Source organism: Variovorax fucosicus (assembly GCF_030316825.1).
In the GTDB taxonomy this organism is placed as follows: Bacteria; Pseudomonadota; Gammaproteobacteria; order Burkholderiales; family Burkholderiaceae_C; genus Variovorax; species Variovorax fucosicus.
This window is the reverse complement of sequence record NZ_JASZYU010000002.1, coordinates 785,704-807,995: the sequence shown is the minus strand read 5'-3', so window position 1 is coordinate 807,995 and position 22,292 is coordinate 785,704. Positions and strand designations below refer to the sequence as shown.

Here is a 22,292-nt window from a genome sequence, read left to right as displayed (position 1 = left end):
GGGCCTCAGGCCAGCGTGTAGGCCGTCTTCACCGTGGTGAAGAACTCCTGCGCATACTTGCCCTGCTCGCGCGGGCCGTAGCTGGAGCCCTTGCGTCCGCCGAACGGCACGTGGTAGTCCACCCCCGCGGTCGGCAGGTTCACCATCACCATGCCGGCCTGGCTGTGGCGCTTGAAGTGCGTGGCGTACTTCAGGCTCGTGGTCGCAATGCCCGCCGACAGGCCGAACTCGGTGTCGTTGGCGGTGAAGAGCGCTTCCTCGTAGTTCTTGACCTTGATCACGCTCGCCACCGGGCCGAAGATTTCTTCGCGGTTGATGCGCATCGACGCCACCGATTCGCTGAACAGCGCGGGCGACATGTAGAAGCCCTCGGTGGCCAGCTTCAGGCGCTCGCCGCCAGCGGCCAGCGTGGCGCCTTCGCTCTTGCCGATCTGGACGTATTCCAGATCCTGGTCAAGCTGGCTGCGGCTGGAGACCGGGCCGACATCGGTGCCGGCGGCCAGCGCATCGCCGACCTTGATCTTGGCCATGCGCTCCTGCATCGCGGCGATGAACTTCGGGTAGATGCCTTCGGTCACGATCAACCGGCTCGACGCGGTGCAGCGCTGGCCGGTGGAATAGAACGCGCTCTGCACGCTCAGCTCGACCGCCTGGTTCAGGTCTGCGTCGTCCAGCACCACCTGCGGGTTCTTGCCGCCCATCTCGAGCTGCACCTTCTTGTGGTTGGTCACGCACTGGACCGCAATGTTGCGGCCCACGCCGACCGAGCCGGTGAAGCTGATCGCATGGATGCCGGGGTGGTTGACCAGCGCATTGCCGATCACGCTGCCGCGGCCCATCACCAAGTTGAACACGCCCGCCGGGATCCCCGAGCGGCTGATGATCTCGGCCAGCGCCCAGGCGCAGCCGGGCACCAGATCCGCGGGCTTGAGAACCACGCAGTTGCCGAAGGCCAGCGCCGGGGCGATCTTCCAGGCGGGAATGGCGATCGGGAAGTTCCAGGGCGTGATCAGGCCCACCACGCCGACCGGCTCGCGCGTGATCTCGACGCCGATGTTGGGGCGCACCGAGGGCAGCAGTTCACCTGAGAGGCGCAGGCATTCGCCGGCGAAGAACTTGAAGATCTGGCCGGCGCGGGTGGCTTCGCCGATGCCTTCGGCCTTGGTCTTGCCTTCTTCGCGGGCGAGCAGCGTGCCGAGCTCTTCGCGGCGCGCGAGGATTTCGGTGCCGATCTTGTCCAGCGCATCGCTGCGCGCCTGGATGCTGCCGGTGGCCCAGGCGGGGAAGGCAGCGGTGGCGGCGGCCACGGCGGCCTCGACATGGCTGGCATCGCCCTGGGTGTACTCGGCGATCGTGTCGCCCAGGTTCGAGGGGTTCAGGTTCGGGCTGTAGTCGCCGCCCTTCTTCCATTCGCCGCCGATGAGGTTGTCGTGTTGTTGCATGAGGTGTGTCCTGGCTGGGGGGAAAAACGGAGGGCCGAAGCGGTGAGGCTTCGGCCCATTGGGGGTTGTCGATTGTGGCTCAGGGTGCAGGCGGCCGCACGGCCTGGCGGGCCAGCAGCTTCCAGTCTGCGCCCTGCTTCTGCCAGACGCCGAGGATCTTGATGCTGACCTTGCCGGGCTTGCCCGAATCGTTGGTGTCGGCCGTGAGCGTGTGCCGCACGATCGCGATGTTGTCGACCACCTTGACGGTCTGGTCGGTGATCACGATGGTGACGAAATCCGATCTGCCTTCGACCAGGTCGCTGACGAAGCTGGTCTTGGTGTCGACCTTGCCGCCCGAATGGCCGTAGCTCAGGTCGTCGGCCACCAGCGCGTTGAGGGCCGCAGGCGTCGGGTCGATCATCGCCACGCGCAGCTTCTCGGCGGCCGCCGCCACGGCCGGGGCCGCCGCCGTCGTCGAGGACGACGGGCCGGTCATGCCGGCACAGCCGGCGAGCGCGATCGAACCAGCGGCGAGGAGGATCAGTTTTTTCAGCATGTCGTTGTCTTCTTTGTCATGACGAAATCAGCCGGCTTGCTTATTGCGGGCCCAGTTTGTCGATGAGGGTCTTGAGCTCTTCCATCTCGTTAGGCTTCAAGTCGGTCAGCGGTGCGCGCACAGGGCCGCCGTCGTGGCCGACGATCTTCGCGCCGGCCTTGATGATGCTCACGCCGTAGCCTTCGACGCGATTGCGGATGCCCAAGTACGGCATGAAGAAGTCCTTCAGCAGGCGGTGCTGCGTCGGCAGGTCGTCGGCCGCCACGGCCTTATAGAAGTCCATTGCGGTCTTCGGAATGAAGTTGAATACGGCCGACGAGTACACCGGCGTGCCCAGCGCCTTGTAGGCGGCGGCATAGACCTCGGCCGTGGGCAGGCCGCCCAGGTAGGCGAAGCGGTCGCCCATCTTCATGAAGATCGAGGACATGGTCTCGATGTTGCCCACGCCGTCCTTGAAGCCGACCAGATTCGGGCAACGCTCGGCCAGGATGGCCAGCGAATTCGGCGTGAGCTTGGTGCGGTCGCGGTTGTACACGATGACGCCGAACTTCACGCTCTTGCAGACGGCGGCCACGTGCTCGATCAGGCCTTCCTGGCCGGCTTCGGTCAGATAGTGCGGCAGCAGCAGGATGCCGTGGGCGCCCAGGCGCTCGGCTTCCTGCGCATGGGCAATGGCGGTGCGGGTCGGGCCGCCGGCGCCGGCGATGATCGGCACCTTGCCGCGGCAGGTGTCCACGGCGGTCTTGATCACGCGGCTGTATTCCTCGCCTGCCAGAGAGAAGTATTCACCCGTGCCGCCCGCGGCGAACAGCGCGCTGGCGCCATACGGCGCCAGCCATTCCAGACGCTCGATGTATGTCTTGGGACGGAATTCGCCCTGCTCGTCGAAGTCGGTAATGGGAAACGAGAGCAGGCCGGAGCCCATGATGGATTTGAGTTCTTGCGGGTTCATCGAAACACCAATGAAAAGTGGGTTGGAAAAAAGAGGGAGAGCGGGAACAACTTCAATCGAGCCGGATGTCGGCAGCCTTCACCACCGCGGCCCAGCGCGCGCGCTCCTTGTTGAAGAAGGCTTCCTCTTCGGTCGGCGACATGGTCACGACTTCGGCGCCCTGCCCGGCCAGGCGCGAGCGGATGTCGGCCGAGCGGATGACGCTGATCAGTTCCTTGTTGAGACGCTGGACGATCGCATCGGGGGTGCCGCGCGCCATCACCACGCCCTGCCAGGTGCCCGACTCGAAGCCCGGTACGCCCTGCTCAGCGATGGTCGGGACGTCGCCGATCAGCGGCATGCGCGTTGCCTTCGACACGCCCAGCACCTTGAGCTTGCCGCCCTGCACCTGCGGCAGCGTGGCCAGCATGCCGTTCATGAGCACCTGGGTCTGGCCGGCCACCGTGTCCTGGATCGCCTGCACGCCGCCCTTGTAGGGCACATACGTCCACTTGGCGCCGCTGGCGCGCTCCAGCGCCACGCCGGCCAGGTGCGGTGCGCTGCCGGTGGCGGTGACCGCGAAGTTCAGATCGCCGGTCTTCGAGAGCGCGATCAGTTCCTTGAGGTTGTTGGCCTTGACCGACGGATGCACCACCAGCAGGTGCGGCGAATAGGCCAGCATGGTCACGCCGCGCAGATCCTTTGACGGGTCGAACGACAGCTTGGTGTAGACCGACGGGCTGATCGCCAGCGCGCCCACGTCGCACAACAGGATCGTGTAGCCATCGGGCGCTGACTTGGCGACCATGTCGGCACCCAGGTTGCCGTTGGCACCGGGCCTGTTCTCGACGATGACCGGCTGCTTCAGCGCTTCCGACAGCGGTTGGCTGATGGCGCGCGCAATGATGTCCGACGAACCGCCCGGCGGGTACGGCACCACGATCTTGATGGGCTTGGACGGCCAGGCGGCCGGCTGGGCCAGCGCGGCTAGCGGCAGCGCGGCGGCGACCAGGGCGGCGGCCAGCAGGCCGCGGCGGTGATGGATCATGGGTGTCTCCTGCAGGTGGTTCGAGTGACCTTGGCTGCTGCTGCGCATCCAAGAGGTCAGTCATCGTACAACTCAAGAAATGACTTGTCCAGCCTGATTCCGCAAAAACCTTTCAGCCGGCGGGACGGGCGGCACTGCTTGCGGCAGCGTCGGCGCGCTGCGCCGCCTCCTGCGCCACGCGCAACCGTTCGCGGCTGTTGGTCAGGTGAATCCGCATGGCGGCACGCGCCGATTCGGGATCGCGCCGGGCAATCGCGGCATAGATCTCTTCGTGCTCGCGGTTGACCCGGCTGAGATAGGCGCCGCCTTCGAGATTGCGGATGGCGCTGATGCGCGTGCGCGGAATGATCGTGGTGCCGAGGTGGCTCATGATGTCCGCGAAGTACGGGTTGCCGGTGGCCTGGGCGATCTGGAGATGAAAGCGGAAGTCCGGTGCCACGGTGTCCCCCGCCGCCTCCACGTTGCGCTCGAAATCGTCGAGCGCCTGGCGCATCGCCAGCAGCTGTTCCTCGGTGTGGCGGCTCGCAGCCAGCCCGGCCGACTCGGTCTCGAGGCTGATGCGCAGCTCCAGCACGGCCAGCACGTCGACCGAGGTCGCGATCTCGCCGGGGTCCAGCCGGAACACCCCGCCCGCGCGCGGCTGCAGCACGAAGGTGCCGACGCCATGGTGCGTTTCGACCAGCCCGCTCGCCTGCAGCTTGGACAGCGCCTCGCGCACCACGGTGCGGCTGACGCCGAAGGCCTGCATGATTTCGGACTCGGTCGGCAGCTTGTCGCCGGGGCGCAGCGCGCCGTCGCGGATGCGTGCGCCGAAGTCGTCGACCAGGCTGTGGGCCAGCCCCCGCGCGCGCAGCCGGGGCCGGGCTGCGTAGCCGGTCGGCCCGGTCGCGCCGGCGTCCGGGGTAGAGGGTTCTGCTGTTGACAGGCTCGCCATGCGCTGATGATAATCCCGCAACTGGTTGTACGACAACCGATAACTTACGAGACAGCCACATGAGCGACGCCGCCACCCCTTCTTCCCACCCTCGCATGCACCGCCTGTTGCTGACGGGCGCTGGCGGGGGACTGGGCAAGGTGCTGCGCGAACGCCTGCAACCCTCTGCAGAAATCCTGCGCCTGTCGGACATCGCGCCCATGGCGCCCGCTGCAGGGACTCACGAGGAGGTGGTGCCCTGCAACCTCGCGGACAAGCAGGCCGTCGATGCGCTGGTGGCGGGCTGCGATGCGATCGTGCACCTGGGCGGTGTGTCGGTCGAACGGCCGTTCGAGGAAATCCTCGAGGCCAACATCCGCGGCGTGTTCCATGTGTACGAGGCCGCACGCCGCCACGGCGTGAAGCGCATCGTGTTCGCCAGCTCCAACCACGTGATCGGCTTCCACAAGCAGACCGAAACGCTCGACGCAAGTTGCCAGCGCCGGCCCGACGGCTACTACGGCCTGTCGAAGTCCTTCGGCGAGGACACGGCACAGTTCTACTACGACCGCTACGGCGTCGAGACCGTCAGCATCCGCATCGGCTCGTCGTTCCCCGAGCCGGCCAACCGCCGCATGATGCACACGTGGCTGAGCTTTCGCGACCTCACGACGCTGATCGAGAAGTCGCTGTTCACGCCCGACGTGAAACACACCATCGTCTACGGCATGTCGGCCAACAAGAACGTGTGGTGGGACAACACGCAAGCCGCGCACCTCGGGTTCGTGCCGCAGGACACGTCCGAGGTTTTCCGCGACAAGGTGGAGGCACAGCCACCGGTGGCGCCGACCGACCCGAACGCGGTCTACCAGGGCGGCGCTTTCACGGCACAGGGCCCGTTCGGCGATTGAACGCAGGCCGACGACGCGCATGACCATGCAAGCCGACCTCGTTCTCGACGCGCGCAACGCCACCGGCGAAAGCCCGGTCTGGCGCGCCGACGAACAGGCGCTCTACTGGGTCGACATTCCGGCGAAGCAACTGCACCGCTGGCACGCCGCGAGCGGCGCGCACACGCACTGGACGGGCGACGAAATGCTGGCCTGCATCGCGCCGCGTACAGGCCATGCAGGCCAGTGGATCGCCGGCATGGAAAGCGGCCTGTTCGTGCTGGCCACGCGCGCCGACGGCACGCTTGCCGCGAGCGCGCTCGCCGGCGTCTCGCATGCCGAACGCGGGATGCGCTTCAACGACGGCCGCTGCGACCGGCAAGGCCGTTTCTGGGCCGGCACCATGCTGATGGACATGGCCGCGGCGCGCGATGTCGGTCGCGTCTACCGCTACCAGAGCGACGTGAATGCCGAAGTGGCCCTGCGCCTTCAGCTCGACCCCCTGATCGTGCCGAACGGCATGGCCTTCAGCCCCGACGGCAGGACCATGTACCTGTCGGACTCGCACCCGAACGTTCAAACCATCTGGGCCTTCGACTACGACACCGCCAGCGGCACGCCGCACAACCGGCGCGTGTTCGTCGACATGAAGCAGCTGCCCGGCCGCCCCGACGGTGCCGCTGTGGATGCCGACGGCTGCTACTGGATCTGCGGCAACGACGCCGGGCTGGTGCATCGCTTCACGCCCGACGGCAAGCTCGACCGCTCGCTCGCGGTACCGGTGAAGAAGCCCGCGATGTGCGCCTTCGGCGGCGCGCAGCTCGACACCTTGTATGTGACCTCGATCCGCCCCGGCGGCGACCTGTCCGACCAGCCGCTGGCGGGGGGCGTGTTCGCGCTGAACCCGGGCGTCAAGGGCCTGGTCGAACCCGAATGTGTTTTTTGATTCCCGTTTTTATTAGACAGCCACCAACCCGTAGAGGAAGACAAATGAAACTGAAACAAACCCTGGTCGCGCTGGCCGCCGGCGCCACCGTCCTGGCCGCCCAGGCCGCCGACTTCCGCTCCGCCGACGTGCACAACAGCGACGACTACCCCACGGTCGCCGCGGTCAAGCACATGAGCGAGCTGCTCGACAAGCGCAGCAACGGCAAATACAAGATCAAGGTCTTCAACAAGAGCGCGCTCGGCTCCGAGAAGGAAACGCTCGACCAGGTCAAGATCGGCGCGCTCGAGATGAACCGCGTCAACATCAGCGCGCTCAATTCGATCTGCCCGAAGACGCTGGTGCCGACGATGCCGTTCCTGTTCGATTCGATCGCGCACATGCGCAAGTCGCTCGACGGTCCGGTGGGCGACGAGATCCTCAAGGGTTGCGAGCACGAAGGCCTGGTGGGCCTGGCCTTCTACGACAGCGGCGCACGCTCGATCTACGCCAAGAAGCCGGTCAAGACCGTGGCCGACACCAAGGGCCTGAAGATTCGCGTGCAGCAGTCCGACCTGTGGGTCGCGCTGGTCAGCGCCATGGGCGCGAATGCCACGCCGATGCCTGCCAGCGAGGTGTACACCGCGCTCAAGACCGGCCTGATCGACGCCGCCGAAAACAACATTCCGTCCTATGACGGGTTCAAGCACTACGAAGCCGTCAAGTACTACTCGCGCACCGAGCACTCGATGGCACCCGAAGTGCTGGTGATCTCCAAGAAGGTGTTCGACAAACTGACCCCGGCCGACCAGGCCCTGTTCCGCGCCGCGGCCAAGGAATCGGTGACCTTCCAGCGCCAGAAGTGGGACGAGCAGGAAGCCAAGTCGCTCGACGTCGTGACCAAGGGCGGCGCACAGATCGTGGCTGACGTCGACAAGGCTTCTTTCCGCGCCGTTATGGCACCGGTCTATGCCAAGTTCATCTCAACGCCGGACCTGCAGCGCCTGGTGAAGACGGTTCAGGACAACAAGTGATTCGCCGCCCTCCCTGTTCGCGGGGAGGGCGCCGTCGCGTCACTCCAGGGAAACATCCATGACTTCTGCCGTCACGACCGTCCCGGTCGCAGACGCCGCGCCCGGCGAGCCGATCACGCTCGAAGACATTCACGTCACCGCGCCGCGTCCGCCGTCGAACAACGCCTATTCGCGCCTCTGCGCCTTCCTGTCGAAGATGAGCCTCATGCTCGCGGTGGTGCTGCTCATCACGATCATCGTGTGCGTGCAGTACCAGGTGGTCGGCCGCTACATCTTCAACGACACGCCGACCTGGGCCGAGGGCCTGGCATTGCAGCTCGTGCTCTACGTGACCGCGCTCGGCGTGGCGGTGGGCGTGCGCGACGCGGGCCACATCGGCTTCGACACGCTGGTCGAAATGCTGCCCGAGTGGCTGCGCATCAAGGCGCACGTGCTGATTCATCTGCTGGTCGCGCTGTTCAGCGGGATCATGGCCTGGAGCGGCTGGGTCTGGACGCAGCTCAAGTGGACCGACATCAAGCCCATGATGGGCGTGCCGGTCGGCCTGGATTACCTGGCGCTGGTGGTGGCGGGCATCCTGATGGTGATGTTTTCGATCGAACATATCGTCGCCCTGCTGCGCGACGAGGAAGTGGTGCCCGCATGGAACTGACCGTTCTCGCCCTCACCTTCACGGTGCTTCTGGTCATCGGCGTGCCGGTGGCCTTTTCAATCGGACTGGCCTCGATCGCGACCGTGTTCGTGGCCGACCTGCCGATCGCCGTGGTGTTCCAGAAGATGGTCGGCGGCATGCAGATCTTCTCGTTCCTGGCGATCCCGTTCTTCGTGTTCGCCGGCGAGCTCATGCTCTACGGCGGCATCGCTCAACGCATCGTTCGCTTCGCCAACAGCCTGGTCGGCCACGTGCGCGGCGGCCTCGGCATGAGCAACGTGATCGGCTGCACGCTGTTCGGCGGCGTCGCGGGCTCGCCGGTGGCCGACGTGTCGGCGATGGGCTCGGTGATGATCCCGCTGATGAAGAAGGAAGGGTACGACGCCGACTACGCGGTCAACGTCACGACCCATGCGGCTCTGGTCGGCGCCTTGATGCCGACCTCGCACAACCTGATCATCTTCACGCTGGCGACCACCGGCATCGCCTCGGTCAGCGTGCTGAGCCTGATCCTCGCGGGCCTGATCCCGGCGCTGCTGCTCACCGTGTGCAACCTGGCCGCGGCCTACTACGTCGCCATCAAGCGCGGCTACCCCATCCGCGGCGCGTTCCCGGGCTGGGGCGAGGTGCTGTCGGCCTTCATCGCCTCGCTGCCGGGACTGATGATCGTGGTGATCATCCTGGTGGGGATCCTGTCGGGCGTGTTCACGGCCACGGAATCGGCAGCGACCGCCGTGCTGTGGGCACTGGCGGTCACGGTGTTCGTCTACCGTTCGCTGACCTGGAAGGACTTCCTGAAAGCCTGCGCCAAGGCCTGCAAGACGACCGGCGTGGTGCTGCTGCTGATCGGCATTTCGTCGGCCTTCGGCTACTTCATGGCGCTGTACGAAGTGCCACAGAAGACCGGCGACCTCATGACCAGCGTGTCGAGCACCCCGTGGGTCATCTTCCTGATGATCAACGTGCTGCTGTTCGTGCTGGGCACGTTCCTGGACATGGCGGCCACCATCCTGATCTGCACGCCGATCTTCCTGCCGATCGCCATGCAGTTCGGCATGAGCCCGGTGCAGTTCGGCATCGTCATGCTGATCAATTGCGCACTCGGCCTCAACACGCCGCCGGTGGGCACCACGCAGTTCATCGGATGCGCGATCGGAGGTGTGTCGGTAGGGCAGGTGATGCGATCGATCTGGCCGTTCTACGGCGCCTTGCTGGTCTGCCTGATGCTGGTGACCTACGTACCCGCGTTCTCGATGTGGCTGCCCGACTTCGTGGCATCGGCCAAATAATCTTTCAACGAAGCTTCACCCCGTGTCAGACGCTGCGAACCCCCTCCACATCACGATGCACGAGTGCGACAACGTCGCGATCGTGGCCAACGACGGCGGCCTGCCGGCCGGCACCGTGTTCCCTTCGGGCCTGACGCTGGTCGACAAGGTGCCGCAGGCGCACAAGGTGGCGCTGGTCGACATACCCGAGGGCGGCGAGGTGCGCCGCTACAACGTGCCGATCGGCTACGCGCTCAAGCCCATCGCGGCCGGCAGCTGGGTGCACGAGCGGCTTTTGCGGATGCCCGCCGCGCGCGAACTGGTCGGCCTGCCGATCGCCACCGTCAAACCCGAACCGCAGCCGCCGCTCGAGGGCTACACCTTCGAGGGCTACCGCAACCTCGACGGCTCGGTCGGCACCCGCAACATCCTGGCGATCACCCAGACCGTGCAGTGCGTGGCCGGCGTCACCGACTTCGCGGTGCAGCGCATCAAGGCCGAGCTGCTGCCGAAGTTTCCGAACGTCGACGACGTGGTCGCGCTCGAGCACACCTATGGCTGCGGCGTCGCCATCGACGCGCCCGACGCGATCATCCCGATCCGCACCCTGCGCAACATCAGCCTCAACCCCAACTTCGGCGGCGAGGTGATGTTGGTGAGCCTGGGCTGCGAGAAGCTGCAGCCCGAGCGCCTGATGCCGCCGGGCACGATCCCGCTGATCGACGAGCGCAACGTGGCCGACGTCGGCGCCAGCGCAGACGCGAAGCTCGACGTGGTCTGCCTGCAGGACGATGCGCACGTCGGCTTCATGTCGATGGTCGAGTCGATCATGCGGCAGGCCGAAGAGCATCTCGAACGGCTCAACGCCCGTCGGCGCGAAACCGTGCCGGCGAGCGAGCTCGTGGTCGGCGTGCAGTGCGGCGGCAGCGATGCGTTCTCGGGCGTCACGGCCAACCCGGCCGTGGGCTTCTGCACCGACCTGCTGGTGCGCGCCGGCGCGACCGTGATGTTCTCGGAGGTGACCGAGGTGCGCGACGGCATCGACCAGCTCACCTCGCGCGCCTCCTCACCGGAGGTCGCCGAGGCCATGATCCGCGAGATGGCCTGGTACGACGCCTACCTGGACAAGGGCCGCGTCGATCGCAGCGCCAACACCACGCCGGGCAACAAGAAGGGCGGCCTGTCCAACATCGTCGAAAAGGCGATGGGATCGATCGTCAAGTCCGGCAGTGCAGCGATCTCCGGCGTGATCGCGCCCGGCGAGAAGCTGAAGCAAAAGGGACTGATCTACGCCGCCACGCCGGCCTCGGATTTCATCTGCGGCACGCTGCAGCTCGCGGCCGGCATGAACCTGCACGTGTTCACCACCGGCCGCGGCACGCCCTACGGCCTGGCCGAGGTGCCGGTGATCAAGGTGGCCACGCGCAGCGACCTCGCCCGCCGCTGGCACGACCTGATGGACGTCAATGCCGGCACCATCGCCACGGGCGAGAAAACCATCGCCGACGTCGGCTGGGAAATGTTCCAGCTGATGCTGGACGTGGCCAGCGGCCGCAAGAAGACATGGGCCGAGCACTGGAAGCTGCACAACGCACTGGTGCTGTTCAATCCGGCGCCGGTGACCTGAACAAAGTCAAGGAAGAACGAATCGTGGAAGACCTCAAGGGCAAGACAGTGCTGGTCACCGGTGCCAGCACCGGCATCGGCGCAGCGGTGGCCATCGCTTTCGCCGCACGCGGCATGCGCGTGGCGGTTCACTACAACAGCTCGGCCGATGCGGCGAACCAGGTGGTTAGCACCATCCGGAGCGCGGGCGGCGACGCCTTCGCGCTGCAGGCCGACGTGCGCGACACGGCAGCCATTCGCGGCGCCGTCGAGCAGGTCGCGGCAAAGTTCGGCCGCATCGACGTGCTGGTCAACAACGCCGGCAGCCTGGTCAAGCGCGTGCCGATCGCCGAGTTCGACGACGCGCTGTTCGACGAGGTCATGCACATCAACGCACGCTCGGTGATCGCGTTCTGCCGCCACGTGGTGCCGCTCATGCGCGCTGCCGGCCAGGGCGGCAGCATCATCAACGTGTCGTCGGTCGCGGCGCGCAACGGCGGCGGGCCGGGCGCCTATCTTTACGCGGGCTCGAAGGGCTTCGTCAGCACCGCGACGCACGGGCTGGCCAAGGAACTCGCCGCCGACAACATCCGCGTCAACGCAGTGGCGCCCGGCGTGATCCAGACGCCGTTCCAGGATCGCTTTTCGACGCCCGCACTCCTCGAGTCCTTCCGGGCCGGCATTCCGATGGGCCGCATCGGCGACCCGGACGACTGTGTCGGTGCGTTCCTCTACCTGGCCTCGGCGCAGATGTCGGGCTACGTGACCGGCCAGATCCTCGAGGTCAACGGCGGCCAGTACATGCCCTGAGCTGCTGCCGCAGGCTCATTCGCTTTCAACACCAACTTACGGAGACACACCACCATGCAACGCCGCACCCTCGTCCACGCCGCTGCTGCAGCCCTAGCCGCCGGCGCCCTTCCCGCCTTCGCGCAAGGCGCCTGGCCTACCGCCAAGGCGATCACCTACCTCGTTCCGTTCCCGGCCGGGGGCACCACCGACGTGCTGGCCCGGCTGATCGCGCAGCAGCTCACCACCGTGCTGGGCGCCTCGGTCATCATCGACAACAAGGGCGGCGCCGGTGGCAGCGTTGGCTCCGAGATCGCAGCGCGCGCAGCGCCCGACGGCTACACGATGCTGGGCGGCACGATCAGCTCGCACGCGATCAACGTGAGCCTGTACCCCAAGCTCGGCTACGACCCGATCAAGTCGTTCGCGCCGGTCACGCTGATCGGCACCAACCCGGTGGTGCTGGTCGTGAACCAGGCCAGCCCCTACAAGACCCTGAAGGACGTGGTGGAAGCCAGCAAGGCGAAGGCCGCGTCGGGCGGACTGTCGTCGGCCTCGGCGGGCACCGGCACCTCGCAGCATCTGTCGCTCGAACTGCTGGCCTACAAGTCGGGCGTGAAGTTCACGCACATTCCCTACAAGGGCAGCGGCCCGGCCATCCAGGACGTGATCGGCGGCCAGGTCGACATGATGTTCGACACCACGGTGGTGGCCGGCCCGCACATCCAGAGCGGCAAGCTGCGTGCGATCGCCGTCACCTCCGCCCGGCGGCTGGCGTCGATGCCCGACGTGCCCACGGTGGCCGAATCGGGCATCAACGGCCTGAAGGATTTCGAGGTGGTGTCGTGGCAGGCCATCTTCGTGCCGGCCGGCACACCGGCTCCGGTGATCGAGCGCCTGCACACCGAGATCGCGAAGATCCTGGCCAAGGCCGAGATGCAGGACAAGCTCAAGGGCTTCGGCATGGAGCCGGCCAGCATGACGACGGCGCAGATTGCCGCCTTCCAGAAGTCCGAAGTCGAAAAATGGGCTGCGGTGATCAAGGCCGCGAACATCAAGGTCGAGTAAGCGGGCTGCGGGCTTTCACGCGCCTCGCTGCGCGTGAACGGCGCCGTGCGGGCGAGTCGCGCACGGCTCGCCTTGGGGCGGCCCGGCTTTATAGAATGCGCCCCTTGCACCGCATTCCAAGAACTACATCGTGTCCGACCGCACCGCCGTCTTGCCCCAATACCTGTTCCCGAAGCAGGCACTGACTTCATTCGCAGGATGGGTGGCCGGCAAGGAGCGCGGCCGCGTCACGACCTGGATCATCCGCCGCTTCGTGAAGAAGTACGACGTGAACATGGACGAAGCGCTCGACAGCGACATCGGCCACTACAAGAGCTTCAACGAATTCTTCACGCGAGCGCTAAAGCCCGGCGCCCGGCCGATCGCCGCAGCCGACCTGGTGTCGCCGGTCGACGGCGCGATCAGCCAGTTCGGTGCCATCGACGGCGGGCAGATCTTCCAGGCCAAGGGCCACCACTACACCTGCACCGCGCTGCTGAGCGGCGACGCCGCGCTGGCGGCACAGTTCGAGCACGGCAGCTTTGCCACGCTCTACCTGAGCCCGAAGGATTACCACCGCATCCACATGCCCTGCGCCGGCCGGCTGCTGCGCATGACCTACGTGCCGGGCGAACTGTTTTCGGTCAACCCGACCACGGCGCGCGGCGTGCCCGGGCTGTTCGCGCGCAACGAGCGTGTGGTGTGCCTGTTCGAATCGGCGGGCGGGCCCTTCGTGCTGGTGCTCGTTGGCGCCACCATCGTCGGCAGCATGCAGACCGTGTGGCATGGCGTGGTCAACCCGCCGCGCACCGGGCAACCGCGCGAGTGGCGCTATGACGACCAGCAGATCGTCTTGCAGCAAGGCGAAGAAATGGGGCGCTTCCTGCTCGGCTCGACCGTCGTCATGCTGTTCCCGGGCCCGTCGCTCAGCTTCAACCCGGCGTGGGAGCCGGGTCGTTCGATCCGCCTCGGCGAGGCCATGGCCAACCGCGATGAAAAATGAGGCTTCCGCGCCACAGGCCGCATGCAGTGGGCGCAGACAGCTATAAAACTTGTAGCACCATGCCTTCTACGATATAGTCGCCGGCCGGCCCGCAGGGTCACAACCGATCACAAGAACGCGTGGCCGCAGATGGTTTCCGGCCGAGCCATTGCCCGAGGAGAAGATGTCGATGAGTAGCAAGGAAAACGCGGCCGTCAGCCAGTTGCTGGCGCTGCTCGAAGCCCGCTATGCCCTGCGCGTGCTCTGGGCCCTGCGCGACGGCCATGCGCAAACCTTCCGGCTGCTGCAGGACAGCGTCGGCGGCATCACCCCCAACACCCTCAACACCCGGATCAAGGAACTGCGCGAAGCAGGCATCGTGAACCACGGCAACGACGGCTACATCCTCACGCTCAGCGGGCAGGATCTGCTCAAGCGGCTGTCCGACCTGCAGGCCTTCGCCGGCAAGTGGCAAGGTAGCCAGGTCAAGAAGATCCCGATGGGCAAGTAGCGCCCCGTTGTCCACCAGCGCCGCGCCGCCTCGGGGCCGCGCGGCGTTGTCATGTTCGGGCCCGCTAAACTTCGCGCCTCGCATTCCTTCCGACCGAACCAGGAGCCCATTCATGCCCACCACCCCTTCCGGCCTGCAATACGAAGACACCACCGTCGGCAACGGCGCCGAAGCCAAGGCCGGCCACCATGTGCACGTGCACTACACCGGCTGGCTCTACAACGACGGCGTGCAAGGCGCCAAGTTCGACTCGAGCCGCGACCGCAACGACCCGTTCGCCTTCTCGCTCGGCGCCGGCCAAGTCATCAAGGGCTGGGACGAAGGCGTCGCCGGCATGAAGATCGGCGGCCAGCGCACGCTGATCATCCCGGCTTCGCTCGGTTACGGTGCACGCGGTGCCGGCGGTGTGATTCCCCCCAACGCCACGCTCAAGTTCGACGTCGAACTGCTCGACGCGCACTGATTGCTCGCCCCCAGGCTGCGCGCACTTCGTGTCGCTGCGCCAACCCCCTGCCGGGGGCGACACCAGCGGCCCGGCGGAGCCGGTTCCGCGGTGTCTCGCGATGAACCCCAGCGTCCTCCGCGGACGCATTTTTTTGCTTGAAACGGGTCGGAATGGCCCCAAATCGGGCGGAATCCAATGATTTTTCGGCCTTCACCGCTTTTTACCCATGTCCGCTGAAACCCCGCAAAACGATCCCAACCAACTCACCGGCGAGCCCAGCCTCGAAGAACTCGAAGCCGCCCAGGCCGCCAACGACGCCGAGGCGCAGGATGCACTGGCTGAACTGGCCGCACTGCAGGCAAAGAACGCCGAGCTGTCGGACCAGTACCTGCGCGCCCAGGCCGATGTGCAGAACGCACGCCGCCGCGCCGACGAAGAAATCACCAAGGCGCGCAAGTTCGCCGTCGAAGCCTTCGCCGAGAGCCTGCTGCCGGTGACCGACAGCCTCGAAGCCGGCCTGGCCATCACCGACGCCACGCCCGAACAGATTCGCGAAGGTGCCGAAGCCACCTTGCGCCAGCTGAAGAGCGCGCTCGAACGCAACAAGGTGATCGAGATCGCACCGGCCGCCGGCACCCGGTTCGACCCGCACCAGCACCAGGCCATCTCGGTGGTGCCGGCACCCGACCAGGAAGCCAACACCGTGGTCTCGGTGCTGCAGAAGGGCTACACGATCGCCGAGCGCGTGCTGCGCCCGGCCCTCGTGACGGTCAGTGCACCGAGCTGATCCATACACACGCATCCACAGGAAATCCCCGCCTTCTCCCTTGAATCCGGCGCGGTTATCCACACGTTTATCACAACTTAATTTCTTTCAGATTTCAGGAGCAACACCATGGGCAGAATCATCGGCATCGACCTCGGCACCACCAATTCGTGCGTGTCGATCATGGAAGGCAACACCACGCGTGTGATCGAGAACTCGGAAGGTGCGCGCACCACGCCGTCGATCGTGGCCTATCAGGAAGACGGCGAAGTGCTGGTCGGCGCCTCGGCCAAGCGCCAGGCCGTGACCAATCCCAAGAACACGCTCTACGCGGTCAAGCGCCTGATCGGCCGCAAGTTCGAAGAGAAAGAAGTGCAGAAGGACATCGACCTGATGCCCTACACGATCACCAAGGCCGACAACGGCGACGCCTGGGTCGAGGTGCGCGGCAAGAAGATCGCGCCGCAACAGGTCAGCGCCGAGATCCTGCGCAAGATGAAGAAGACCGCCGAAGACTACCTCGGCGAAGTCGTGACCGAGGCCGTGATCACGGTGCCGGCCTACTTCAACGACAGCCAGCGCCAGGCCACCAAGGACGCCGGCCGCATCGCGGGCCTGGACGTCAAGCGCATCATCAACGAGCCGACCGCGGCCGCCCTGGCCTTCGGCCTCGACAAGCAGGACAAACGCGACCGCAAGATCGCCGTGTATGACCTCGGCGGCGGTACCTTCGACGTGTCGATCATCGAGATCGCCGACGTCGACGGCGAAAAGCAGTTCGAAGTGCTGTCGACCAACGGCGACACCTTCCTCGGCGGCGAGGACTTCGACCAGCGCGTGATCGACTACATCATTGCCGAGTTCAAGAAGGAACAGGGCGTCGACCTGAGCAAGGACGTGCTCGCGCTGCAGCGCCTCAAGGAAGCAGCCGAAAAGGCCAAGATCGAGCTGTCGAACAGCCCGCAGACCGACGTCAACCTGCCCTACATCACGGCCGACGCCTCGGGCCCGAAGCACCTGAACATCAAGCTCACGCGCGCCAAGTTCGAGTCGCTGGTCGAAGAGCTGATCGAGCGCACCATCGCGCCCTGCCGCATCGCCATCAAGGACGCCGGCGTGTCGGTCAACGACATCAGCGACGTGATCCTGGTCGGCGGCATGACCCGCATGCCCAAGGTGCAGGAAAAGGTGAAGGAGTTCTTCGGCAAGGAACCGCGCAAGGACGTGAACCCCGATGAAGCCGTCGCCGTCGGCGCCGCGATCCAGGGCCAGGTGCTGTCCGGCGACCGCAAGGACGTGCTGCTGCTCGACGTGACCCCGCTGTCGCTCGGCATCGAGACCATGGGTGGCGTGATGACCAAGATGATCACGAAGAACACCACGATCCCGACCAAGTTCGCACAGACCTTCTCGACCGCCGAGGACAACCAGCCGGCCGTGACGATCAAGGTGTTCCAGGGCGAGCGCGAGATCGCTTCGGGCAACAAGGCGCTCGGCGAGTTCAACCTCGAGGGCATTCCGCCGGCCGCGCGCGGCACGCCGCAGATCGAGGTGAGCTTCGACATCGACGCCAACGGCATCCTGCACGTCGGCGCCAAGGACAAGGGCACCGGCAAGGAAAACAAGATCACCATCAAGGCGAACTCGGGCCTCTCCGAGGACGAGATCCAGAAGATGGTGAAAGACGCCGAGCTCAACGCCGCCGAAGACAAGAAGAAGGTCGAAGTGGTGCAGGCCCGCAACCAGGGCGAAGCCATGGTTCACAGCGTGAAGAAGTCGCTGGCCGAGCACGGCGACAAGCTCGAAGCCGGCGAAAAGGAAAAAATCGAAGGCGCGATCAAGGACGTGGAAGAAGCCCTCAAGGGCGACGACAAGGCCGCGATCGAGGAAAAGACCAACACGCTGATGAGCGCCAGCCAGAAGCTCGGCGAGAAGATGTACGCGGACGCGCAGGCGGCAGCCGGTGCCGCGGGCGGCCCGGGTGCTGGCCCGGAAGCTGCTGCGAACAGTTCGCCCGCCGACGACAACGTCGTCGACGCCGAAGTCAAGGAAGTCAAGAAGGGCTGATTGCCCGGCACTGACACAAGGCTGGATCACCTCCCGGGGTGATCCAGCCTTTTACGCTTGTTGAGAAGACCGCCCGCACCGACCGACCATGGCCACCAAACGCGACTATTACGAAACCCTCGGCGTTCCGAAGAACGCGAGCGAGGAAGAAATCAAGAAGGCTTATCGCAAGCTTGCGATGAAGCACCACCCCGACCGCAACCACGGCGACACCAGCACCGACGCCGAGGCCAAGTTCAAGGAGGTGAAGGAAGCCTACGAGATGCTGTCGGACGGCCAGAAGCGCGCCGCCTATGACCAGTACGGCCATGCCGGCGTCGATCCCAACATGCGCGGCGGCCCGGGCGCGGAAGGCTTCGGCGGTTTCGCCGAGGCTTTCGGCGACATCTTCGGCGACGTGTTCGGCGGCGGTGGCCGCGGACGCGCCGGTGGCGGACGCCAGGTGTTCCGCGGCAGCGACCTCAGCTATGCGATGGAAGTCACGCTCGAGGAAGCGGCCGAGGGCAAGGACGCCCAGATCCGCATTCCGAGCTGGGACGAGTGCGGCACCTGCCATGGCAGCGGCGCCAAGCCGGGCACCAAGCCGATCACCTGCACCACCTGCAACGGCGCCGGCGCGGTGCAGATGCGCCAGGGCTTCTTCAGCGTGCAGCAGACCTGCCCGCAATGCCATGGCAGCGGCAAGATCATTCCCGAGCCGTGCACCACCTGCCATGGCCAGGGCAAGCTGAAGAACAACAAGACGCTGGAAGTGAAGATCCCGGCCGGCATCGACGACGGCATGCGCATCCGCAGCACCGGCAACGGCGAGCCCGGCACCAACGGCGGGCCGCCCGGCGACCTTTACATCGAGATCCGGCTCAAGAAGCACGAGATTTTCGAGCGCGAGGGTGACGACCTGCACTGCGTGGTGCCGGTCAGCATGACCACCGCAGCGCTCGGCGGCGAGATCAACGTGCCCACGCTCAAGGGCGCCGCCGCCATCGATATCCCCGAAGGCACCCAGAGCGGCAAGCAGTTCCGCCTGCGCGGCAAGGGCATCAAGGGCGTGCGCGGCAGCTACCCGGGCGACCTGTACTGCCACGTGCGCGTGGAAACGCCGGTCAAGCTCACCGAGCACCAGCGCAAGCTGGTGAAGGAGCTCGACGAATCGCTCAAGAAAGGGGGCAACAAGCACAGCCCCACCGACAAGGGCTGGTTCGACAAGGCGAAGGAATTCTTCAGTTGAACTGAAGGACGCTATGCCGCCTCGAGCGGCATGGGTTCGGTCGGATCGGGCTTCTCGAAGGCCTCTTCATGCGCGGCGATCCAGTTGCACAGGCTTTCGCAGGCATCGGCCAGTTGCCGCAGCGACTGGGCGACGCGCGGCAGTTGGCCCGACGTCACCGGTTGCGCGCGGTTGGCCCGAAGCGCCAGCAAGTGAAGCAGGCGGGCCTTGGCCCGCGCTGTGGTGAGCGCGTCGCGCGCACGACCGCCTGGATCGATCGGCAGTTCTCTTTCGGCCTGCCTGATCTGCGCCGGAAACGCCTGCGTCGTGTGTGTGGCCAGCGCCAGATGGTCGATGTCGGCCGCCGTATGCTCCTGCAGCACCTCGAGCATCGCCAGCAACTGCAAGTTCTGGCTGGCAAGACGCCACACCCGGTCGGCCGCGCTCCATTTGGCGCGTTCGTCTGTAATCAAGATTGGAGTACCCCTGTGCGGGCTATTGTCCCGAAGCGGGGCGCCTGCACAGCAGTTCGGGCCGTGTCGGCCCGCAGGCCATTCGGCATTTGGTGACAAAGATCACCGAATTTCTTTGTGTTCGGCCGCCGCATGCGGCCCAGGGCGGCCCAGGCCGCCGAAAACCTACTGAAGCCGCACCAGCGCCTCGATCGCCAACGGGTAGCCCTTGACGCCCAGCCCCACGATGATCCCGCGCGCGGCCGGCGAGATGTACGAGTGGTGGCGGAATTCCTCGCGTGCATGCACGTTGGAGATGTGCAGTTCGATCAGCGTCACGCTCGCGCCCTTGATCGCGTCGTGCAGCGCGATCGACGTGTGGGTGTAGGCGCCCGGATTCATCACCACGCCGATCATGTTGCCGGCAGCGATCTCGCGGCCGGCCTCGTGCAGCCAGTCGATCAACTGGCCTTCGTGGTTCGACTGCCGGCACTCGACCTGCACGCCGAGTTTGGCGCCCGCCTCCGCGCACATGCGCTCGACATCGGCCAGCGTCTCGTAGCCGTACTGCGCGGGTTCACGCGTGCCGAGCAGGTTCAGGTTGGGGCCGTTCAGGACGAGGATTTTTTTCATGGTGCAGGCATTGTCGCCAGAGTCAGTACTGGATCTGCGCGGTCGCGCGCAACTGGTCGGCGGTCGCGGTGCCGAACCCGAAGAACTCGAGGTACGCCGGGATCATCTCGAACAACATATCGGTGCCGACCTGCACGGCACAGCCCTTGTCGAGCGCGGCGCGCAGCAACGGCGTGTATTCGGACTTCATCACGACCTCACCGACGAAGGTCGTGGGCGCAATGCGGTCGATGTCGAACGGCAACGGGTCGCCCTCCTTCATGCCGAGCGGCGTGGCATTGACCACCACGTCGAAGCCGGCCGGATCCTTCGAACCGGTCTTGACCACAAGCAGCGGGTAGTGCTCACGCAGCCGGCCGGCCAGCGCTTCGGCAGAGGCGGTGTTCGCGTCGAACAGCGCCAATTCCGCCACACCGGCCGCTGCCAGCGATGCCGCGATGGCCGAGCCGACCCCGCCCGCACCCGATACCAGTACGCGCGTGCCATGGAGCGCGCGGCCCTTGCGCTCGACGCCGCGCACGAAGCCGGCGCCGTCGAACTGGTCGCCGAGCAGCGTGCCGTCGGGCCGCTTCAGGATCGCGTTGCAGGCGCCCGCAATGCGCGCGGTGGGCGTGACTTCGTCGACCAGACTCATGGTCGTGATCTTGTGCGGCATGGTCACCAGCGCGCCGCGCAGATTGGTCAGGGTGGCGAGCGCCTTGATCACGGCCGGGTAGTCCTCGGCTTTGGCGCCCATCGGCACCACCACGGCGTCGATACCCTGCTGGTTGAACCAGGGGTTGTAGATCATGGGCGCCTTGAACGATTCGGTCGGATAGCCGATGTGGGCGATGAGGGTGGTCTTGCCGCTGATCATGGTGCGTCTCGTTCGGGTTGAAGCGAGGCACACTTTAGAAGGGCTGCGCGCGAAAAGCAGCGCCGCACAGCGAAGTTTGTTCGATCAGCAATCCAATCTGATCGATAAGCGATCTTTTTGCGGGTTTACCCGTTCAATTCGCCAGGGTGGGATTGCGCTTTTCTTCCATCAGCCGCTGTTGCGCTACCACCGCCTGGCATGCCGGCTGCGCCCGGTATTCGCCCTTGGCGCACTGCGCCACCATGCACTGCGACCTGGCGAGAAAACCAAGGCTGGCGCACGAAGTGCCGGGGTCACTGTGGGCCATGCCGCGCGGCTTCGAAGGGGGCGCAGCCGGTCGAGCGATGACGGCGACGGCGACGTCTTTCGCCGGCACCACGCGCGCGGCCGGAGCAACGGTGGCGGGCGCAATGAGGAGGGGGGCAGCGGCAACCGGCGCAGCGGCAGCAGGGGCGACCGGGTGCGCCGCGTCTTCCGCCGCGCTGCTCGAACTGTAGATGTACCAGCCGCCCGCACCGGCGACGACCCAACCGGCGGCGCCGATCACGAGCGTGAGGGCAAACGCAGCAAGGCTGAGCCACAGGCCTTTGCGCGTTTCCGGTACGTCACGACTCTTGACCGGGGCGGGGACAGGCGTCGGCGCCGGTGCAGACGCAGGCGCCGACGACGCGAAGGCCGCCAGCGCGGAGGGCATGCCGAGCAGCGTCGTGTTGCGCCCGCCCGACGGCCGGAGCGGAACGACCTTGGTCGGTTCGAAGTCGGGTTGCAGCACGCCGATGCATTCGATGCAAAACTTGGAGACGGCGCGGTTTTCCGTGCCGCAGGCCGGACAGATCAGTGCCATCAGTGCGCTGCCTGGCTGGCAGAACGACCCGGATCGCTCGCGAGCGTGATGCCGTCCTGCGCCGCGACGAGATTGCGCTGCGACGAAAGCACCAGCACCGCCTGGTGCGCGGTACGGCTGGCGTTCTTCGTGTGGGCGATCAACGCCTGCCACGCCTGCGACTGGACCTCAGGCGATTGCTCCGGCGCCTCGCGCAGGAGCACCTGCGCCACGTCGACCAGCGCGGCCGCAGAGGTCAGGCACATCGCCACGGCCTCGCCGGCCGGCGTGCCAACGCCGTGGTCAGGCGCCGAGCCGGTGCGGGCCATGACTTGCTCGATGGCGATCAGGGCACGTTCCAGAAGTGCGCGGTCAGAGAGGGTTTTCATCGGGTGGCAGAGGACTTTTTGCACTGAAAGTCATCGTGCCACGGGGCGGGAAAAGTCCGCGTGCACTAAAACACATTCT

General features: G+C 66.0%; 24 protein-coding genes. 14 read left to right on the top strand and 10 right to left on the bottom strand.

The window, feature by feature from the left end:
* Positions 1–5 precede the first annotated feature (5 nt).
* The 5 genes from QTI05_RS15960 to QTI05_RS15940 form a co-directional block, all read right to left on the bottom strand.
* Entirely contained in the window at positions 6–1,442 is a 1,437-nt protein-coding gene (locus QTI05_RS15960) for an aldehyde dehydrogenase family protein (RefSeq protein ID WP_286620994.1), read from the bottom strand.
* A gap of 79 nt (positions 1,443–1,521) precedes the next feature.
* Positions 1,522–1,980, bottom strand: coding sequence for a nuclear transport factor 2 family protein (locus QTI05_RS15955; RefSeq protein WP_286545900.1), 459 nt, complete (start codon positions 1,978–1,980; stop codon positions 1,522–1,524).
* 40 nt (positions 1,981–2,020) lie between these two features.
* Positions 2,021–2,932: a 5-dehydro-4-deoxyglucarate dehydratase gene (gene kdgD, locus QTI05_RS15950; RefSeq protein WP_286545899.1), complete on the bottom strand. Its 912-nt coding sequence runs from the start codon at positions 2,930–2,932 to the stop codon at positions 2,021–2,023.
* A 52-nt stretch (positions 2,933–2,984) separates the two neighbouring features.
* Entirely contained in the window at positions 2,985–3,959 is a 975-nt protein-coding gene (locus QTI05_RS15945) for a Bug family tripartite tricarboxylate transporter substrate binding protein (protein ID WP_286622183.1), read from the bottom strand.
* A 112-nt stretch (positions 3,960–4,071) separates the two neighbouring features.
* On the bottom strand, positions 4,072–4,893 hold the full coding sequence (locus QTI05_RS15940) for a FadR/GntR family transcriptional regulator (protein WP_286545895.1): 822 nt from the start codon (positions 4,891–4,893) through the stop codon (positions 4,072–4,074).
* A 59-nt stretch (positions 4,894–4,952) separates the two neighbouring features.
* On the opposite strand from QTI05_RS15940, the gene QTI05_RS15935 reads away from it, so the two are divergent.
* From QTI05_RS15935 to dnaJ, 14 genes are all read left to right on the top strand, one after another.
* A complete protein-coding gene (locus tag QTI05_RS15935; RefSeq protein WP_286622182.1) occupies positions 4,953–5,783 on the top strand; it encodes an NAD-dependent epimerase/dehydratase family protein in 831 nt (276 codons plus the stop codon).
* Positions 5,784–5,808: 25 nt separating this feature from the next.
* Positions 5,809–6,708, top strand: coding sequence for an SMP-30/gluconolactonase/LRE family protein (locus QTI05_RS15930; RefSeq protein ID WP_286622181.1), 900 nt, complete (start codon positions 5,809–5,811; stop codon positions 6,706–6,708).
* Between the two features lie 44 nt (positions 6,709–6,752).
* Positions 6,753–7,721: a TRAP transporter substrate-binding protein gene (locus tag QTI05_RS15925; protein ID WP_286545893.1), complete on the top strand. Its 969-nt coding sequence runs from the start codon at positions 6,753–6,755 to the stop codon at positions 7,719–7,721.
* 58 nt (positions 7,722–7,779) lie between these two features.
* On the top strand, positions 7,780–8,373 hold the full coding sequence (locus QTI05_RS15920; protein ID WP_286622180.1) for a TRAP transporter small permease: 594 nt from the start codon (positions 7,780–7,782) through the stop codon (positions 8,371–8,373).
* On the top strand, positions 8,364–9,662 hold the full coding sequence (locus QTI05_RS15915; RefSeq protein ID WP_286545891.1) for a TRAP transporter large permease: 1,299 nt from the start codon (positions 8,364–8,366) through the stop codon (positions 9,660–9,662). Before QTI05_RS15920 ends, QTI05_RS15915 begins: the two co-directional genes overlap by 10 nt.
* Positions 9,663–9,717: 55 nt before the next feature.
* A complete protein-coding gene (garD, locus tag QTI05_RS15910) occupies positions 9,718–11,268 on the top strand; it encodes a galactarate dehydratase (protein ID WP_286546235.1) in 1,551 nt (516 codons plus the stop codon).
* Positions 11,269–11,291: 23 nt separating this feature from the next.
* Positions 11,292–12,056, top strand: coding sequence for an SDR family NAD(P)-dependent oxidoreductase (locus QTI05_RS15905; RefSeq protein WP_286545890.1), 765 nt, complete (start codon positions 11,292–11,294; stop codon positions 12,054–12,056).
* 54 nt (positions 12,057–12,110) lie between these two features.
* Entirely contained in the window at positions 12,111–13,103 is a 993-nt protein-coding gene (locus QTI05_RS15900) for a Bug family tripartite tricarboxylate transporter substrate binding protein (protein WP_286622179.1), read from the top strand.
* Positions 13,104–13,233: 130 nt separating this feature from the next.
* Entirely contained in the window at positions 13,234–14,085 is an 852-nt protein-coding gene (gene asd, locus QTI05_RS15895) for an archaetidylserine decarboxylase (protein WP_286545888.1), read from the top strand.
* Between the two features lie 169 nt (positions 14,086–14,254).
* Positions 14,255–14,575: a winged helix-turn-helix transcriptional regulator gene (locus QTI05_RS15890; protein WP_286545886.1), complete on the top strand. Its 321-nt coding sequence runs from the start codon at positions 14,255–14,257 to the stop codon at positions 14,573–14,575.
* A gap of 112 nt (positions 14,576–14,687) precedes the next feature.
* Positions 14,688–15,038: an FKBP-type peptidyl-prolyl cis-trans isomerase gene (locus QTI05_RS15885; RefSeq protein WP_286545884.1), complete on the top strand. Its 351-nt coding sequence runs from the start codon at positions 14,688–14,690 to the stop codon at positions 15,036–15,038.
* Positions 15,039–15,246: 208 nt separating this feature from the next.
* Positions 15,247–15,807 (top strand): nucleotide exchange factor GrpE, encoded by a 561-nt coding sequence (grpE, locus tag QTI05_RS15880; protein ID WP_286545883.1) that lies wholly within the window; start codon positions 15,247–15,249, stop codon positions 15,805–15,807.
* Between the two features lie 108 nt (positions 15,808–15,915).
* Positions 15,916–17,853, top strand: coding sequence for a molecular chaperone DnaK (gene dnaK / locus QTI05_RS15875; protein ID WP_286545882.1), 1,938 nt, complete (start codon positions 15,916–15,918; stop codon positions 17,851–17,853).
* A gap of 88 nt (positions 17,854–17,941) precedes the next feature.
* Entirely contained in the window at positions 17,942–19,081 is a 1,140-nt protein-coding gene (dnaJ, locus tag QTI05_RS15870) for a molecular chaperone DnaJ (protein WP_286545881.1), read from the top strand.
* 11 nt (positions 19,082–19,092) lie between these two features.
* On the opposite strand, the gene QTI05_RS15865 is transcribed toward dnaJ, so the two are convergent.
* From QTI05_RS15865 to QTI05_RS15845, 5 genes are all read right to left on the bottom strand, one after another.
* A complete protein-coding gene (locus tag QTI05_RS15865; RefSeq protein ID WP_286545880.1) occupies positions 19,093–19,533 on the bottom strand; it encodes a hypothetical protein in 441 nt (146 codons plus the stop codon).
* Positions 19,534–19,698: 165 nt separating this feature from the next.
* The gene (gene aroQ / locus QTI05_RS15860) at positions 19,699–20,145 is read right to left on the bottom strand and encodes a type II 3-dehydroquinate dehydratase (RefSeq protein WP_286545879.1); all 447 of its coding nucleotides are present in this window, start codon (positions 20,143–20,145) and stop codon (positions 19,699–19,701) included.
* 22 nt (positions 20,146–20,167) lie between these two features.
* Complete coding sequence (locus tag QTI05_RS15855) at positions 20,168–21,001, bottom strand: shikimate dehydrogenase family protein (RefSeq protein ID WP_286622178.1); 834 nt, start codon at positions 20,999–21,001, stop codon at positions 20,168–20,170.
* Between the two features lie 133 nt (positions 21,002–21,134).
* Complete coding sequence (locus tag QTI05_RS15850) at positions 21,135–21,845, bottom strand: hypothetical protein (RefSeq protein WP_286622176.1); 711 nt, start codon at positions 21,843–21,845, stop codon at positions 21,135–21,137.
* Entirely contained in the window at positions 21,845–22,213 is a 369-nt protein-coding gene (locus QTI05_RS15845; RefSeq protein WP_286545875.1) for a hypothetical protein, read from the bottom strand. The genes QTI05_RS15850 and QTI05_RS15845 overlap by 1 nt, the downstream gene beginning before the upstream one ends.
* Positions 22,214–22,292 lie beyond the last annotated feature (79 nt).